This window comes from Staphylococcus sp. TE8, assembly GCF_000692055.1.
GTDB classification, from domain to species: domain Bacteria; phylum Bacillota; class Bacilli; order Staphylococcales; family Staphylococcaceae; genus Staphylococcus; species Staphylococcus capitis.
The window spans coordinates 55,891-71,984 of sequence record NZ_JMGB01000002.1; the positions used below are offsets into that span (position 1 = coordinate 55,891).

At 32.3% G+C, this 16,094-nt stretch carries 14 protein-coding genes; 8 read left to right on the top strand and 6 right to left on the bottom strand.

Annotation, left to right across the window (positions count from 1 at the left end; translation table 11 throughout):
• Nucleotides 1-43 precede the first annotated feature (43 nt).
• Together CM54_RS06710 and CM54_RS06715 are read right to left on the bottom strand one after the other, a co-directional pair.
• The gene (locus tag CM54_RS06710) at nt 44-1,378 is read right to left on the bottom strand and encodes an NCS2 family permease (protein WP_002432350.1); all 1,335 of its coding nucleotides are present in this window, start codon (nt 1,376-1,378) and stop codon (nt 44-46) included.
• A gap of 111 nt (nt 1,379-1,489) precedes the next feature.
• A complete protein-coding gene (locus tag CM54_RS06715; RefSeq protein ID WP_037549984.1) occupies nt 1,490-3,625 on the bottom strand; it encodes a DNA topoisomerase III in 2,136 nt (711 codons plus the stop codon).
• A 220-nt stretch (nt 3,626-3,845) separates the two neighbouring features.
• On the opposite strand from CM54_RS06715, the gene CM54_RS06720 reads away from it, so the two are divergent.
• The 3 genes from CM54_RS06720 (at nt 3,846) to CM54_RS06730 (ending at nt 6,653) form a co-directional block, all read left to right on the top strand.
• A complete protein-coding gene (locus CM54_RS06720) occupies nt 3,846-4,730 on the top strand; it encodes a GNAT family N-acetyltransferase (RefSeq protein WP_037550986.1) in 885 nt (294 codons plus the stop codon).
• A 248-nt stretch (nt 4,731-4,978) separates the two neighbouring features.
• Nucleotides 4,979-5,842 carry a GRP family sugar transporter gene (locus tag CM54_RS06725; RefSeq protein WP_002432856.1) on the top strand — a complete coding sequence of 288 codons (864 nt, stop codon included), beginning with the start codon at nt 4,979-4,981 and terminating at the stop codon, nt 5,840-5,842.
• A 19-nt stretch (nt 5,843-5,861) separates the two neighbouring features.
• Nucleotides 5,862-6,653 carry a glucose 1-dehydrogenase gene (locus CM54_RS06730; protein ID WP_037549988.1) on the top strand — a complete coding sequence of 264 codons (792 nt, stop codon included), beginning with the start codon at nt 5,862-5,864 and terminating at the stop codon, nt 6,651-6,653.
• 115 nt (nt 6,654-6,768) lie between these two features.
• Here CM54_RS06730 and CM54_RS06735 read toward each other — a convergent pair whose 3' ends face one another.
• Nucleotides 6,769-7,677, bottom strand: a complete 909-nt coding sequence (locus tag CM54_RS06735; protein ID WP_002432674.1) for an AEC family transporter — start codon at nt 7,675-7,677, stop codon at nt 6,769-6,771.
• 149 nt (nt 7,678-7,826) lie between these two features.
• On the opposite strand from CM54_RS06735, the gene CM54_RS12760 reads away from it, so the two are divergent.
• Nucleotides 7,827-7,991, top strand: a complete 165-nt coding sequence (locus tag CM54_RS12760) for an SE1832 family protein (RefSeq protein ID WP_002432795.1) — start codon at nt 7,827-7,829, stop codon at nt 7,989-7,991.
• A gap of 194 nt (nt 7,992-8,185) precedes the next feature.
• Nucleotides 8,186-8,503, top strand: a complete 318-nt coding sequence (mspA, locus tag CM54_RS06740; RefSeq protein ID WP_002432960.1) for a membrane stabilizing protein MspA — start codon at nt 8,186-8,188, stop codon at nt 8,501-8,503.
• Between the two features lie 54 nt (nt 8,504-8,557).
• On the opposite strand, the gene CM54_RS06745 is transcribed toward mspA, so the two are convergent.
• Both CM54_RS06745 and CM54_RS06750 read right to left on the bottom strand, forming a co-directional pair.
• Complete coding sequence (locus tag CM54_RS06745; RefSeq protein ID WP_037549991.1) at nt 8,558-11,737, bottom strand: efflux RND transporter permease subunit; 3,180 nt, start codon at nt 11,735-11,737, stop codon at nt 8,558-8,560.
• A 91-nt stretch (nt 11,738-11,828) separates the two neighbouring features.
• Entirely contained in the window at nt 11,829-13,079 is a 1,251-nt protein-coding gene (locus CM54_RS06750; protein ID WP_037549993.1) for a lipid II:glycine glycyltransferase FemX, read from the bottom strand.
• A gap of 151 nt (nt 13,080-13,230) precedes the next feature.
• Between CM54_RS06750 and CM54_RS06755 the strand changes: the two genes are divergently transcribed.
• Nucleotides 13,231-13,482, top strand: a complete 252-nt coding sequence (locus CM54_RS06755) for a hypothetical protein (RefSeq protein ID WP_002432919.1) — start codon at nt 13,231-13,233, stop codon at nt 13,480-13,482.
• Here the strand turns inward: CM54_RS06755 and CM54_RS06760 are convergent.
• A complete protein-coding gene (locus CM54_RS06760) occupies nt 13,479-14,240 on the bottom strand; it encodes a VOC family protein (RefSeq protein WP_037549995.1) in 762 nt (253 codons plus the stop codon). The genes CM54_RS06755 and CM54_RS06760 overlap by 4 nt on opposite strands.
• Nucleotides 14,241-14,407: 167 nt before the next feature.
• Here CM54_RS06760 and CM54_RS06765 point away from each other — a divergent pair, with 167 nt between their 5' ends.
• Both CM54_RS06765 and CM54_RS06770 read left to right on the top strand, forming a co-directional pair.
• Nucleotides 14,408-14,848, top strand: coding sequence for a MarR family winged helix-turn-helix transcriptional regulator (locus CM54_RS06765; protein WP_030056887.1), 441 nt, complete (start codon nt 14,408-14,410; stop codon nt 14,846-14,848).
• Nucleotides 14,848-16,047, top strand: coding sequence for an MFS transporter (locus CM54_RS06770; protein ID WP_037549997.1), 1,200 nt, complete (start codon nt 14,848-14,850; stop codon nt 16,045-16,047). Before CM54_RS06765 ends, CM54_RS06770 begins: the two co-directional genes overlap by 1 nt.
• Nucleotides 16,048-16,094: the final 47 nt, after the last annotated feature.

A 16,094-nucleotide genomic window follows, 5' to 3' on the forward strand; every position in this document is an offset into this window, starting at 1 on the left:
ATAGTAGAAAAAGGTCGGCCCATATATGGGTCGACCTTTTTTATTATTTATGAACAAACACAAAGTAAAGTATAAATAATGCCATGAGTACATACATAATAGGATGTACTTCTTTATGTCTTTTTGTAATAACCATTGTAAGTGGATAGAATATAAATCCACACGCAATACCTGTAGCAATAGAATATGATAAAGGCATCATAATAATGGTAATAAATGCAGGAACCGCAACTTCAAATCGTTTCCAATTGATTTCAGCAAAGTTAGAAGCCATTAACACACCTACAACTACTAAAGCAGGTGTAGTCACAGCACTTGTAACCACTTCGATAAGTGGACTAAAGAATAGTGCAAGTAAGAAACAAATACCAGTTACAATACTAGCAAAACCTGTACGGGCACCTACCGCTACACCTGATGTAGATTCTATGTATGAAGTAGTTGTTGTTGTACCAAAAATTGCTCCCACAATCGTAGCAAGTGAATCTGAGAAAAGCGCTCTTCCTGCTCTAGGTAATTTATTATCTTTCATGATACCAGCTTGTGTTGCAACAGCTACAAGTGTACCTGCCGTATCAAAGAAGTCAATGAATAAAAATGTTAAAATGACGATTAAAAATTGAACTGTGAATAATTGACCAGGATCTTTAAATGATTCAAACGCTACACCAAAAGTTGGTTTAATACTAGGAATATGACCTACAATTCCTGATGGAGTATGGATTTGACCTGTAATCATACCTACAATCGCTGTAATAATCATCCCTATAAATATAGAACCTGGTACTTTTTTAGCGTATAAAATAACAGTAATTATAATTCCAAATATCGCTAATAATACTGGCGCTTTAGTTAAGTGACCAAGTGTAACAAGTGTTGAATCATTTTTAATAATGATTCCAGAACTTTGAAGTCCTACAAAGGTGATAAACAATCCTATACCTGCTGAAACAGCCATTTTCATCTGATAAGGTATAGCATTAATAATGATTTCCCTTAATCCTGTGGCAGTTAAGATAGCAAAGAACACCCCAGAGAAAAGTACGCCGGTTAAACCTACTTTCCATGGAATTCCCATTGTGAGCACAACAGTAAATGCGAAGAAAGCATTTAATCCCATTCCTGGCGCTAAGGCTATTGGATATTTAGCGATAAGTCCCATAAATAAAGAACCAACGAAAGCAGCTAATGCAGTGGCAACAAAAATTGCTCCTTGGTCCATTTTCATATCGCTAGAAACACCTTTTACCCCAGCCAAACTTAAAACTTGAGGATTTACGGCAAGGATATAAGCCATAGATAAAAACGTCGTGATACCACCTAAAATTTCATTTCTATAATTTGTTCCATGCTTATCGAACTGAAAGTATTTTTTCACGGTAAATGCTCCTTTATTTGAAATACTTTAATATTTTAATACCTAAATTCACAAAAAACAATACCAAAAGCGAACCTTTAACTATATTTATTTTTTTTCGTTCGCTATTTTTTAAAGTTTTAAATTTTTTAAAGCGTCTTTAAATGGATTATTATCTATCTCTTCTGTATTATTCATATATTTCTTCATTTCTTTACGTGAAACTTTACCGTTAGTTTTCTCTTTCATACGCTTATTCATTTGAGCTTGTGTTTCAGAATGACCACAAACACATCTGTATACTGCCTCTTTCCCTCTTCCAAATAAAGTCATTTTCTTCTTACAATTAGGACAACGCGCATTCGTTTTACGTTGAACATTTTTCTTAGTTTTACAAGAAGGATCTTGGCATACAAGCATTTGACCATTTTTAGTTTTTACTTTGATCATGAACTTACCACATGTAGGACATTCGGTCGTAGTTAAATTATCATGTTTATATTTTTGTTCACTATTTTTAATTTTGTCTACAATTTGTTTAGTGAAGTCTCTCATTTCGTTCATGAATTTCTGAGAGTTATATTTCCCTTGTTCAATAAGAATCAACTTTTCTTCCCACTGAGCAGTTAAAAGAGGTGATGTTAATTGATCAGGTGATAACTCTAAAATTTGTTTACCTTTAGATGTAACTTTGATTTTACCATCTCTTGATTCAAGTGCATTCATATTAAAAAGCTTATCAATAATGTCTGCACGAGTTGCAACTGTCCCTATTCCTCCAGTTTGTTTAAGAGTTTGAGCATACTTTTTATTACTAAAATTAATATAATCTTGTGGATTTTCCATCGCTTTTAATAGAGAACCTTCATTAAAATAATCAGGTGCTTTCGTTTCATGTTCATGAATATTCACTTTTTGAACTTTGAACTTAAGATTTTTAGTAAATCGATGTGATGATGTTTGACGTAATTCCTCTTCTTTAAGTGCCTTAAAACCTAATTGTTTAGGAATGTTTTCTTTCAATGTAAAGATTAAATCTTTTATACCAAAGTTAATCACAACATTTTCATATTCGTAAGGTTTCATTAAAGTTTCTAAAAATCTTTGAACAATAATTGTATAAATTTTTAATTCTCGTTGACTGAGTTGATCAAGTGATGGTCTTACTTCCGTAGGTATAATGGCATGGTGATCTGATACTTTTCCATCATTAAATATATTCATTTTAGGTGAAAATGACTGACTCATAAGTTCTCGCACATGGGCTTTATATTCAGTAGCGAGTAAGGCCTGTAAACGTTCCTTAATCGTATCCACCATATCATTCGTTAAATAATTAGAGTCAGTACGTGGATACGTCACAATTTTATGTCTTTCATATAAGTTTTGTAATGTATTTAACGTGTCCTTCGGTCCCATTTTAAAACGTCGATACGCGTCTTGTTGTAAATCCGTTAAATTATATAACATTTGTGGGTACATTTTCTTATGCTTAGTTTTTATATCTAATATTTTGCCTTCTTGGTTTTTTACTTGTTGTGCAAGTGCTTCTAAATCTTCTTTATTTTTATAACGTTTATTTGAATCTAATTGAAAGTCGTACCCATCTACCTTAATTGAAAATGTATAGTACTTCTCTGGTTGGAAATGATTAATTTCTTCCTGTCTAGATTGCACTAATTGTAATGTTGGTGTTTGAACACGTCCTAATGATAATTGTGCATCATACTTTGTTGTCAGCGCACGTGTGGCATTAATTCCTACAATCCAATCCGCTTCACTCCTCGCTAATGCTGCCTGATAAAGACTATGATATGCACGTCCATCTTTTAAATGTTTAAATCCATTCTGAATGGCCTTCTTAGTTACCGAACTAATCCATAAGCGTTGAATTGGTTTCTTGTTGCCAACTTTATCAAGTATGAGCCTTGCGACAAGTTCCCCTTCTCGCCCCGCATCAGTTGCTATAATGATGTTGTTCACCTTTTTATCCATTATTAATGATTTTACAGTTTTAAATTGCTTACTCGTTTTACCAATAACAATAGTCTTCATATGTTTAGGTATAATAGGTAAATCCTCAAGTTTCCATTCTTTATATGAAGCATCATATTGTTCTGGTGTTGCATTTGTGACTAAATGACCTAATGCCCAAGTCACGATATACTTTTCATTCTCAATATATCCATTCTTTTTCTGCTTGATATTTAATGCCTCAGCTATATCTCGAGCTACCGAAGGCTTTTCAGCTAATATTAAGGATTTCATGATAACTTCCCTTTCTGAAAATGAATTTGACGTTAGCTTAATTTTTACAATAATAATTTTTGAATCGTAAAGAAGAACTCTCTCAAAATTTTTTTCAAAATTAAACTTATTCATTGAATAGTATTAGTCATATTGTAACATGTGTATCTATCGATAAACTTTCATTTCTCTATAAATATAATATAATTGAAGAAAGACTATAAGAGGCGGAGGTAGAATGATGAATATCGTTCAATTGCGTGAACCACAAAAAATAAAAGCTTTTATAGACTCATCTCGTTACCTATCAACATCTTATTTATATAAACTACCTCAAGAATATGAGGATTTTGACACATTATTAAATGAAGCTATTACTCATCCAGGCGTGATTGCAATGACTGAAAATAATCAAATTCAAGCGTTGATACTTGCTTTCTCATATGATAATCATCGGTACAAAATAATAGGACCATTTATTGCACAAGACTTTACTTTGACTGATAATCAATTCAAATTACTGTTTGATAAATTGATAGAACAACAACCGGATGAATCCATATTTAACTTTTCATTTGAAGAAGGTGTCCAAGAATATAAAACCTATATGAAGACAATCCATGCTAGTTATAATTTTACTGATTATTATTTGGAAGCACAAAAAGACCTTGGAGATCATTTTAATAATCAAAATATCATCGAATATCAAAAAGGTTTCTATCGTGCATTTAGCAAATTACATATGATTACCTTTAAACATAACGCAATGACTCCGGATGAAATTATAGAATCACTAGATGAACATAATCGATTATTTATATTTGTAAGTGAAGGTCTATTGAAGGGGTATTTATATTTACAAGTCGATACTGAACGCAACAATGCCGAAATTAAGTACTTTAGTTCCCATATGGATTATCGACTCAAAGGGATTGCTTTTGATTTACTTGAGTATGCTTTGAAATACGCTTTCGAGCATTATACTATTCACAAAGTCTACTTTAAAATACGTAATAAAAATAGCAAATTGGTTGAACGTTTCAACGAGTTGGGCTTCCAAATTAACTATGAATATAAGAAATATAAATTTGAACCTAGACATTTGCACCAGGATTTCTCAAGTTGATTAGTACACTTACACATAATTAATTTTATACTTTAACCGTAAACGACTGTTTATAAATATCTTGTATACATAGAGTGTTTATAGACTTAACTTAGTTTACGGTTTTTTTATTAGACATTTCTCAAACTTTTACTTTGAGTTGTCATTCGTAAGTTTTTGTTTTTTACTTATCAAATTTTTTGATTTAGAATAATTTCAAGTGTTAAAGAGTACACTTAATTAAGTTTTTTTAGGAGAGTGAGTAATAAGTGCAATTTTTAGACTTTCTCATCGCACTATTACCAGCCCTGTTTTGGGGTAGTGTTGTAATTATAAATGTGTTTGTAGGTGGTGGACCCTACAATCAAATCCGTGGAACGACTTTAGGTACTCTAATTGTCGGTATCGGTTTACTATTAACTGGTAATGCTGCTTTTGATAATTTAACAGTTATTATTGTAGGTTTAATCTCTGGTGCGCTTTGGGCCTTTGGTCAAGGTAATCAGTTAAAATCTGTTAACTTAATAGGCGTTTCAAAGACGATGCCTATTTCTACAGGAATGCAACTTGTTGGTACTACTCTATTTAGTGCCATTTTCTTAGGAGAATGGAGTACCATGGTTCAAGTTGTAATGGGCCTCATCGCAATGGTTTTACTAGTGGTTGGTATTGCTCTAACATCACTTAAAGCTAAAAATGAAGGCACATCCAATAATCCAGAATTCAAAAAAGCAATGGGTATCTTGCTTATTTCAACTATTGGTTACGTAGGCTATGTTGTTCTTGGAGATATTTTCGGAGTCAGTGGTACTGATGCCCTATTCTTCCAATCAATCGGTATGGCCATCGGTGGATTTATTCTCTCTATGAATCATCAAACTTCTATTAAATCTACTGCATTGAATTTAATACCTGGTGTAGTATGGGGTATTGGTAACTTATTTATGTTCTACTCACAACCTAAAGTTGGTGTAGCCACAAGCTTCTCATTATCACAATTACTTGTTATCGTTTCTACTTTAGGTGGTATCTTTATTTTAGGTGAGAAAAAAGATCGTCGCCAAATGATTGGTATATGGTCAGGTATCGTTGTGATAATCATCGCATCAATTATTCTAGGTAACTTGAAATAAAACGTTAGGGGGACGTAAAATGTTTAAAGAATTAGAAAATAAAGTAGTTGTTATTACTGGAGCTGGTAGTGGTATTGGTAAATCATTTGCCGAAAACTTTGGGAAAGCTAAATCTAAAGTAGTATTAAACTATCGCTCTGATCGTCATTTAGATGAAATAGATGAACTAAAAAATACGATTCAAAATGCTGGCGGACAAGCTATTGCAGTTCAAGGTGATGTTGCTGTAGAAGAAGATGTTAAAAATCTTGTTCAATCAGCAGTTGATCAATTTGGTACATTAGATATTATGATTAACAATGCTGGTTTTGAAAAACCAATCCCAACACATGAAATGTCTAATGCTGAATGGCAAAAAGTCATAGATATTAACTTAACAGGTGCATTTACAGGTTCTCGTGAGGCGATTAATCAATTTCTTAAAGAAAATAAAAAAGGTGTCATAATCAATACCTCAAGCGTTCATGACACAATCCCTTGGCCTAACTATGTTAATTACGCTGCAAGTAAAGGCGGATTAAAGTTAATGATGGAAACTATGTCAATGGAATATGCTCAGTATGGTATTCGTATCAATAATATTTCTCCAGGCGCCATTGTCACTGAACATACTCGAGAAAAATTTTCTGATCCTAAAACACGTGAAGAAACGTTAGAAATGATCCCAACACGTGAAATTGGTGAAGCTCAAGATATTTCAAACGTCGCATTATTTTTAGCCTCTGATTTAGCAAGCTATATTCATGGTACAACTATTTATGTTGACGGTGGTATGACTAATTATCCAGCATTTATGGGTGGTAAAGGATAACCCCTTTTAAAATTCACACTCAAAAAAGCATGCGAAGACTTTTTATAAGTCATTCGCATGCTTTTTTCATACATTGCTATTAGATTTTATTTTTCAAAAATGAATGAACAAACAACTAAACAAAAAGTGCCTGATAAACATATAGAATAACAATACTAATTATTATAGTTAAGTTAGTGACCATCCCTACAAATGGCAACGTCTTATACTTAAATTGAATGGAGTAAGGTATGATAGCTACACCTACTGGTAAGAGCCATGTAATTAATAACGTCGTCTTAATCATTGGATCTGATACCGGTAAAAAGAAATGTACAAGTGTTCCTGCTACAATAGCTAATCCATAATGTAAGCAAAGATACTTAATGGTTACAGGTAAGTATTCTCTATCAATGCTAAAGCTCAACATAACACCTAGTAATATCATAGATAATGGCATATTAGCTTTAGAAAGAATGCTGAAGAAGTCTATAGCTGGCTTCCATATATGAATATTAGACATATTTAGTGTAAACATAACGATATATGTTACTAATGGTACAGACTGAATCAATTTCTTCCCTAAAAATTTAAAATTGAATTGGTCTCCACCTTCACTGAAATAACTTCCCACAAAGTATGTCAAACCGAACATAATCATTGCCCCACCAATATCAGCCATTCCAAAATATACCATACCCTTTTCTGGCCAAATAGCATTAACTAAAGGATACGCGAACAGACCGATATTCATTGAACCTGTCATCATTCCTACAGAACCACGCATTTGGTTACTATACTTCCTAAAGAACCATATCACAATGATTTTGGCAACAATACCATAGACTATCATCATGATTGGTAAGATTGAGAATGACATATTTAGGTCAGCACTATTTAAGTTAACGATGACAAGAGAAGGTAATGTGACGTTTAATACAAGCGTTGAAAGAACTTGACTATCAGTTGCTTTTAAATAATTAATGCGCTTAAGAAAATAACCGAGCGCAATAAGTAATATAATCATGACAAATTGTTCAGTCACATCTATACCTTCTTTCTCTGGATTTTCATTTTTACAGTTGATAACTTTAACATATTTCTCACAATTTTTAGAAGCGTCTTGTTTCGTGATATAATCTAATTTAAATATAGTTACTAAACAATTTCAATGATAAAAGGAGATTTGTTTCTATGGATTTAGAATCTAAATTAACAGAACTAAAATATGATTATGTACGATTACAAAATGATTTAGATAAAAAGGAATCGCTTAATCAAAATGTTGATCCACTACTAAAACAGCTAGAAGATATTGAACAACAAATTTCTGACATTCGAGCTAAAATGAATGAGTAATTTAATGGTAGACAGAAATTTAAAATTTAGTTATTACAAATTAAATGTTAGACATAAATGAGAACAAGACTTTTCTTTAATAATTTATTGACAATGAGCATATTCAAAATAACTTACATATGAATTATCAAACATCCTAGTCATCAATTTTTGAACGTGCTAATATATAATTCGTAAAAGAAAGGATGTCCCAGATGCAATTTTATCTAATTTTGTTGCCCATTTTATACTTAATTGTCGCATATATTAGTATTTTTAAAATGCACTCGATTTTCACAAGAATTTTAAGAATTATTATGGGTATTTTATTATTGTTCGTCGTTGCGATTACGACGCTACAATTTCCGAAAGAAAATTGGTGGGTATTTATCGTGTTATTACTCCTAGTTGGTAACATTGAGGTTACAGGCTTTAAAGAACTTAAAGGCGATAAAAAAGGTGTTAACATTTTAAATATCATTTCAATTATTTTGATAGTAATTTATGTAATTTTAACGCTATTTTTATATTAAAAAATATGAAAATCGACTTAGGCTATAATATGAGGATGCCTAAGTCGATTTTTTCTATTTATTATTCCATTTTCTAGAAAGTTTATTCTTCAAGGTGAACAAGATTTCGTAAATAACTGGAACGACAATGAGTGTCAATATTGTTGAAGAAACTAAACCGCCTATTACAGTAGCTGCCAATCCTTTTGAAATAAGAATTGAACTATCTTGACCAAATAATAATGGAATTAATGCACCAATTGTTGCTATTGCAGTCATTAAAATAGGTCTGATACGAGTGCCACCCGCTTCAATCAATGCTTCTTTCATTTCCAAACCATTCTTCTCATTGTTTATTACTCGGTCAATTAAGACTATTGCGTTAGTTACCACAATACCTATAAGCATCAACATACCAATTAAACTTGGTACGGAAATTGTTTCGCCAGTTATAACAAGAGCCAATACAACACCTACAACAGTAAATGGTAATGAGAAGAGTATTGTAAATGGAGCTAGGCCACCTTTGAAAGTAATGACAAGTATTAAATAAACAATAATAATAGCAGCTAACATAGCTATAGCTAATTGAGACATCGCCGTATTAATATCATCTGTCGCACCACCAACATTCATTTTAACGTTGTTCGGTTTATGAATATCATTTAGTTGAGACATGACTTCGCGAGACTTACCTCCGACATCTTTATCAGAAACTTTACCTGTCACAGTCGTTGCATAGTCTCCATCTTCTTGCGTTAACTTACTTGGTGTCGTAGTTTTCTGTAATGAAGCTATTTTACTTAATTTAATTGTTCCACCTGTTGGTTTTTTCAATTCTATATTATTCAGTTTCTTCGGAGACCAATCAGTTTGCTTATTCTGTTTAACTTTAACATCAATTTTCTTGCCTTTATCTTTAACTGTAGTAATTGTCTTTTCAGGCAAGTTCTCATTAAGATTCATAGCTAATTGACTTGCCGAAATACCATTATCTGCAGCCTTATTCTGATCTACTTTAATTTCATATTGATCATATGTTTGTGATAAATCGGATTTAACATTTACGATACCATCAATATTTTTCATTTTCTTCTCGATATTTTCAACCGTATCTTTAATTGCTTCTGGTGAAGGACCTTTTACAGTCACTTCTATTGAATCATTACCTGCACCAGTTCCTAAATCCTGATTTTTCCAATCTCCTGGTTGCTTAAACGTCTCAATGTGTTTAAGCACTTTATCTGGTTCCTCATCAAAGTGAGGTGTATTTGAATCATATTTAACCATAATTGCCATACTATTTGTGCTACCTGTTGGATCTTGAGGTGTCGGTCCTCCAACAGAATATTGTACGGTTTGAACTTTATCTTTACTATCTAAGTATTTTTGTACTTCCTTCGCATGATTTAAAACTGACTTTTCAGTTTCGCCGGGTTTGGGCGTATAAGTTAATGCTAAGAATTTATTATCTCCCGATGAAATATAGCTTGTTCCTAATGTTGTCGCACCTAACCCAATACTACCAATCAGAATCACTATACTAATCACAATGACTATCCATTTATGATTGAGTGACCATTTTAGTATTCGTCTATATTCTTTGCTAATCACACCTAAACCTTCACGCTGACGCTTCGTTTTCACACCTTTTCTGAAAAGTGTAGAACCTAAAGCCGGCACAACTGTAATGGAAACAAGGAGTGACGCTAAAAGACTAAATGTGATTGCCAGCGCAAATGGTCTAAACATTTCACCGACGGAACCTGATACAAAGACAAGTGGTAAAAATACGACAATTGTCACTAAAGTAGAGGACATGATAGGTTTAAATACTTCAGTTGTCGCATTTATTATTAAATTTTCACCTTGCATTGTCTCATTGGAATCTGATAGTCTACGATAAATATTTTCAACTACGACGATAGAGTCATCAATCACACGTCCTATTGCGACAGTTAATGCACCTAATGTCAGAATATTTAATGATACATTACTTAACTTTAAAGCCACCATGGCTATTAGAATGGACAATGGGATTGATACTACTGAAATAGCTGTTGTTCTAATATTACGTAAGAATAGAAGAATTACTATAATAGCTACAATCGTACCTAGAGCTGCTTTTTCTACCATGGTATAAAGGGAATCTTCAATGGGTTTAGCTGTATCCATCGTCTTCGTTGATGTCATAACCTTATTATTCTTAACAAATTCATCTACTTTTTTCTGGACTTCTTTGGCAACTTGAACAGTATTAGCATCTTGAGATTTCATAATTTGTAAGTTAACTGCGTCTTTATCATTCGTTTTAGATATTGAAGTTCGATTATCTCCTACAGAAATGTCAGCTAAGTCTTTTAAGCTTACTGATGGCATTTTCCCATTACTACTTGCCATTTTTGATCCTGATTGCGAAGAGTTGGAATTTTCTTTAGGCATTAAGCTCTCATTATCAGAATCGCTACTATTATTAGAATCATCACTACTTTGATTGCCTTGTCCTGCTATAGATAAAGGAATCTTTAGATTTTTTAAAGCATTAACTGATTTAAATTGACCGTCAACGACAAGCGATTTATCAGTTTTACCAAATTGGAATAACCCTAACGGTGTTTCACGAGTAGCAGTTTTTATGTAATTTTCGACATCATCAGCAGTTAACCCTTTATCATCTAGAGCATCTTGCTTAAATTTAAGTGTTACTTCACGATTAGTTTGACCATTTAATTGAGCATTTTGAACACCATTAATCGTTTGTAATTTAGGGATAAGTTGTTGATTAAGCTCTTTAGTTACATCTTTTAAGTCATGTTTATTACTTGTAAATGAATATGCAACGATTGGAAAGGCATCCATAGAGTTTCGAGTTAATTCCGGATCTCCCACTCCGTCTTTAAATTTAATTTTATCAATTTCTTTTTTTAGTTGTTCTTCAGCTTTATCCATATCTGTGCCATCATTATATTCAACTGTTACAATTGATGCATTCTGTATGGATTCTGTCTTCACACTCTTTACATAAGCCAAGGAACGTACTTGATTATCTATTTTCCTACTAATTTCATCTTCAGTTGATTGAGGGGTAGCACCAGGCATAGTAGTTTGAACAGAAATCATCGGATTCTCAACATCTGGTAAAAGTTCGAGTTTTAATTTTGCACTCGAATAAATCCCGCCTAAGATGACTAAAACAACCATTAAAAATATAGCGAATTTATTACCTAGCGAGAACTGTAATAATTTTTTAATCATTCTAGTATTCCCTTCTATATTAAAAATTATATTTAGTAAAAAAATCTGAACGATCTAGTTGAGTCACAGAAGCGTTCAGATTTTTGTTGCATTATTTACCTTTTAGTTTACGTGATAATTTAATCTTAGCCTTAGTTAAACGAGGTTTTACTTGTTCAATCAATTGATATAGCGGTTGATTAAGGACATAATCAAATTCACCTATTTTTTCACTTAAGTATGTGCCCCAAACACGCTTAAATGCCCATAATCCATAATGTTCTGAATCTTTATCTGGATTATTATCAGTTCCACCAAAATCATACGTGGTAGCACCGTGCTCTCGAGCATACTTCATCATTTCGAATTGCATATGATGATTTGGTAAGAAATCACGGAAATCATTTGAAGAGGCACCATATAGATAATATGACTTATTACCTGCGAACATCAATAATGCACCCGATAAATAGATGCCATTTGGATGTTCTTTTTCAAGCTCTGTTAAATTCACTTTTAGTTCATGCGTTTTCTTAATTTTATTTTCAGCATCGTTTATTTTATTTAATGTTTTTTTGTCTTGCTTTTTCTGTTGTAGCTTTTCTTTTTCTTTTGAAAGATTATCTAAGTCTTTATTAACTTGTTCTAAAACTGGCTTAGGTTCTAATTTCACTAAGAAAAGTTCTGCATCTCCATCTTCATGTAATGCATCATAAATATTTTCAAAGTAACTAATATCACGCGTTAAGAACCCATCTCGTTCACCTGTAATTTTCATCAAATTAGCGAAAGTTTTTAAGCCCTCACGTCCAGTACGTTCAACTTTAGTACCTCGTTTAAGTGCTAAACGTACTTTAGAACGATTGCGTCGTTCAAAACTTTGGATAAGTTCATCGTCAGATTTATCGATAGGCGTAATCATTGTCATTCTAGGTTGGATATAATCCTTTGATAATCCTTCTTTGAACCCTTTATGTTTAAATCCTAAATCACGAAGGTTTTTTAAAGCCTCTGCGCCTTTATCAACCTCAACGTCAGGATCAATTTTAATTGCATAAGCTTTCTCTTCTTTAGCTACCTGTTTAGCAATTTCCAACAGTGTCTCTAAAGCTTCTTTATTATTATAGTCAGTTACAAAACCTCTTGATATATAGCATAAAGTGAATGGTAATTTAGGTATTTTTTTGAATAGTAATTGTCCTACACCTTTAATTTCACCATTTTCACCAACCGCAATTCGTCTTGAGTACCATCCAGTTAATTTCTTAGTATCTGCCCATTTAGATAATTGCAGTAAGTCGCCATTTGGATGAGATTTTACAAATGCGTCATGTTCTTGATTAGTGATATTCATCTTTTCCATGCTTTATAATATCTCCTTTATTTTACAGTAATTTTAATTATACATCCTAACCTTGATACTGTCGATTAAGGACGTTATAAACCTTTTAGTTATGTCTATACAGTGTTGCTTGTTATAATGATGATTATTATTAGATAAAGAGGTTTTCTTAATGAGAAAAGTCATTCTATTCTTATTTATCATTTTAAACTTATTAGCTATTATAACATCGTTAGCTCAACCGCTCACTGTATCAAATTTTAGTTTGAGAGTAATGTTTGTAGCATTATCATTTGTTTTATCTATTTTCTTCTCACTTATAAGAACATCTCGTTTTGACACTATTTTAAGTATGATTTCAGTAATCATTGCATTCATTCACATTGCAATCATTGCTCAAAGTACTTATGAATACCTATATTAATTTATAGGTTCAAAGCGATATTTTGCACCTCTAATTATTATAGAATATGGTGATGTGGCTTCTGAATCTTTAATTACTAGAGTGTGATAGCCTGGGTCTTTTCCATCTTCAATTCTAAAAAGGATATCATCATCCGCTAAAATGAGGTCAGTATACGTATCAGTTTCATCTACAACTTTCATGTCATACCATTTGATCCAATTGTCTACTGTTAAGTTGCGTTTTTCACTACTCACAACAAGCGTTTCTATTGAAAATTGCTTCTGATACAAGTCTTTTAAACTTTCATTTTTATATGCTTCACTCTCATCCCATTGAATGAAGAATGGAGGTTTAACATTATAGCTAGGATCTGCTATATATAAAAGTTGCCATCCTACTTTATCCCCTTTTTTATTTTCCCTTTCCATACGAATAGGTCCTATGACATCAATATTTTTCTTTTGTAAAGTTGCTTTAACTTCTTCTATGTCTTTAGTTCGCAAACAAATTGTCTTGAACCCTTGATTAAAGTCATCTTGGGCTATTTTAGTAGCAAATGAGACACGTCCCTCTTCTGTTTTAGCTACTTTCTTAAGTTTTTCTTTATCTTCAACATCTAACAATTCAATATAATTACCATTAATATAAGATAACTGGTTATACGTACCAAATTGATGATGTTTCCCACCATTATGTAACTTTAATAATTTCCTAGGAAATTCAAATTGATTGAGTTGATTAATGTAATGAATAATGTGATCAAACTTAAGCTCCATCAACCTTCCCCCTCTACCTATAATTAATTTTTATTTTAACAAAAAGCGTGCCATTTTACTTTAAATATCTAAAAGAATAAAAAGGTATTGCAATATTCATATATTAGTTATATAATATTTCTTGCGTTCAAAAAGGTTAGCCAAGCTAACTAAATATCATGAATGAGGTGCTATTAATGTTAAACAATGCTTTCTTCAATAGTTTCATAGGTGTATACAGACCATACACAAAATTAACTCAACCGATTTTAGATAAACATGATATTCATACTGGGCAATGGCTTGTTTTAAGAGACATAGCAAATTTTCAACCAACCACATTAGTAAAAATTTCTAATCGACGTTCTATCGAAAAACCAACTACTCGTAAAATAGTTAAAGTACTCCTTGATAACAAATGGATTAGTACAGAACAAGGTAGTGATAAGAGAGAGAAATTACTAAGACTAACCACTGAAGGACAAGCCCTGTTTGAAACTATAAATAAAGAAATTTCGGTAATACAAAAAGATATTATAAAGAAAGTAGGCTTAACAGAAGCACAACTAACAGAAATTACAAAAGTTATGTCTCAAATACATGAGACACTTATTAAGGAGGAAAAATAATGAACGAAGCGATACCTACTAAAGATCCCATATTTACTAAAAGCTTTAATCTCAATTTTGTAATTAACTTTTTCGTATATTTATGTATGTATCTTTTGATAGTAGTCATAGCTGGTTATAGTAAAACAGAATTTCATGCTTCTGATTCACTTGCTGGGCTGGTCGTAGGTTTATTCATAGTTGGCTCACTTATTGGACGATTTATCACAGGAAAATACGTTAACTCTTTTGGGCCAAAAAAGATACTCATTTTCGGATTAATTTGTTTAATCATTACTCAATTACTTTACTTCATTCCGGGTTCAGTGTGGTTCTTGATGATAGTAAGATTACTTAACGGTATTGCTACTGCAATCGCTACTACCGCAACAGGTACCATTGCTGCTTACGTGACACCAACTACACGTAAAAGTGAAGGAATTAGTTTATTTTCTTTAAGCTTAGTTTTGGGTACAGCGATTGGTCCTTTCTTCGGCATGTTGCTAATGAATTCATTTTCAATTCAAATTCTATTTATGATTTGTGTAATATTAGGAGTATTGAGTGGTTTACTATCACTCTTTATAAAAATTGATTTTAAAAATGTTGCATCTAAAAATGATACGTCTAATCGAAAAACATTTAGTTTGGGGAATTTTATCGCAAAAGAAGCAATTCCTGTTGCGATTGTCATGATGTTAATTGGTGTCACATACGCTGCGATTCTCACTTACATACAAGCATTTGCAGTTGAGAGAAACTTAGTAACTGCCGCAAGTTACTTCTTTATATTTTATGCAGTGGCCTCACTTGTGACACGCCCAATTGCAGGTCGATTAATGGATGATAAAAATGAAAATGTAGTTGTTTATCCTGCATTTATTTTCTTAATCATAAGTTTTGCAATGTTAATGTTTAGTTTTGATGGCTGGGTATTACTCATTGCTGGTATTGCATTAGGTATCGGGTATGGTAACTTATCTTCCTCAATGCAAGCCATTGCGATTAAAGTATCACCTTCAACGAAGTACGGTTTAGCTACATCAACTTATTTTATTGGTTTAGATATCGGTATTGGCTTCGGACCATCATTCCTAGGCCTTTTCACACATATGATTACTTATAGTCAATTATATGGCATTATGGCAATATTAGGCATAATTACGTTATTTATTTATTTTGTAGTTCATGGTCGTAATGTTAAGCATCAATCGATTTAATAGGTTTTAAACTATAAAAGCGCCTATCCCTTATATTTTGGGATAGG

Coding starts and splice junctions, on each gene's coding strand:
- CM54_RS06715 (WP_037549984.1), bottom strand. CDS start 3,625: ATGAAATCCTTAATATTAGCTGAAAAGCCTTCGGTAGCTCGAGATATA.
- CM54_RS06720 (WP_037550986.1), top strand. CDS start 3,846: ATGAATATCGTTCAATTGCGTGAACCACAAAAAATAAAAGCTTTTATA.
- CM54_RS06730 (WP_037549988.1), top strand. CDS start 5,862: ATGTTTAAAGAATTAGAAAATAAAGTAGTTGTTATTACTGGAGCTGGT.
- CM54_RS12760 (WP_002432795.1), top strand. CDS start 7,827: ATGGATTTAGAATCTAAATTAACAGAACTAAAATATGATTATGTACGA.
- mspA (WP_002432960.1), top strand. CDS start 8,186: ATGCAATTTTATCTAATTTTGTTGCCCATTTTATACTTAATTGTCGCA.
- CM54_RS06745 (WP_037549991.1), bottom strand. CDS start 11,737: ATGATTAAAAAATTATTACAGTTCTCGCTAGGTAATAAATTCGCTATA.
- CM54_RS06750 (WP_037549993.1), bottom strand. CDS start 13,079: ATGGAAAAGATGAATATCACTAATCAAGAACATGACGCATTTGTAAAA.
- CM54_RS06755 (WP_002432919.1), top strand. CDS start 13,231: ATGAGAAAAGTCATTCTATTCTTATTTATCATTTTAAACTTATTAGCT.
- CM54_RS06760 (WP_037549995.1), bottom strand. CDS start 14,240: ATGGAGCTTAAGTTTGATCACATTATTCATTACATTAATCAACTCAAT.
- CM54_RS06770 (WP_037549997.1), top strand. CDS start 14,848: ATGAACGAAGCGATACCTACTAAAGATCCCATATTTACTAAAAGCTTT.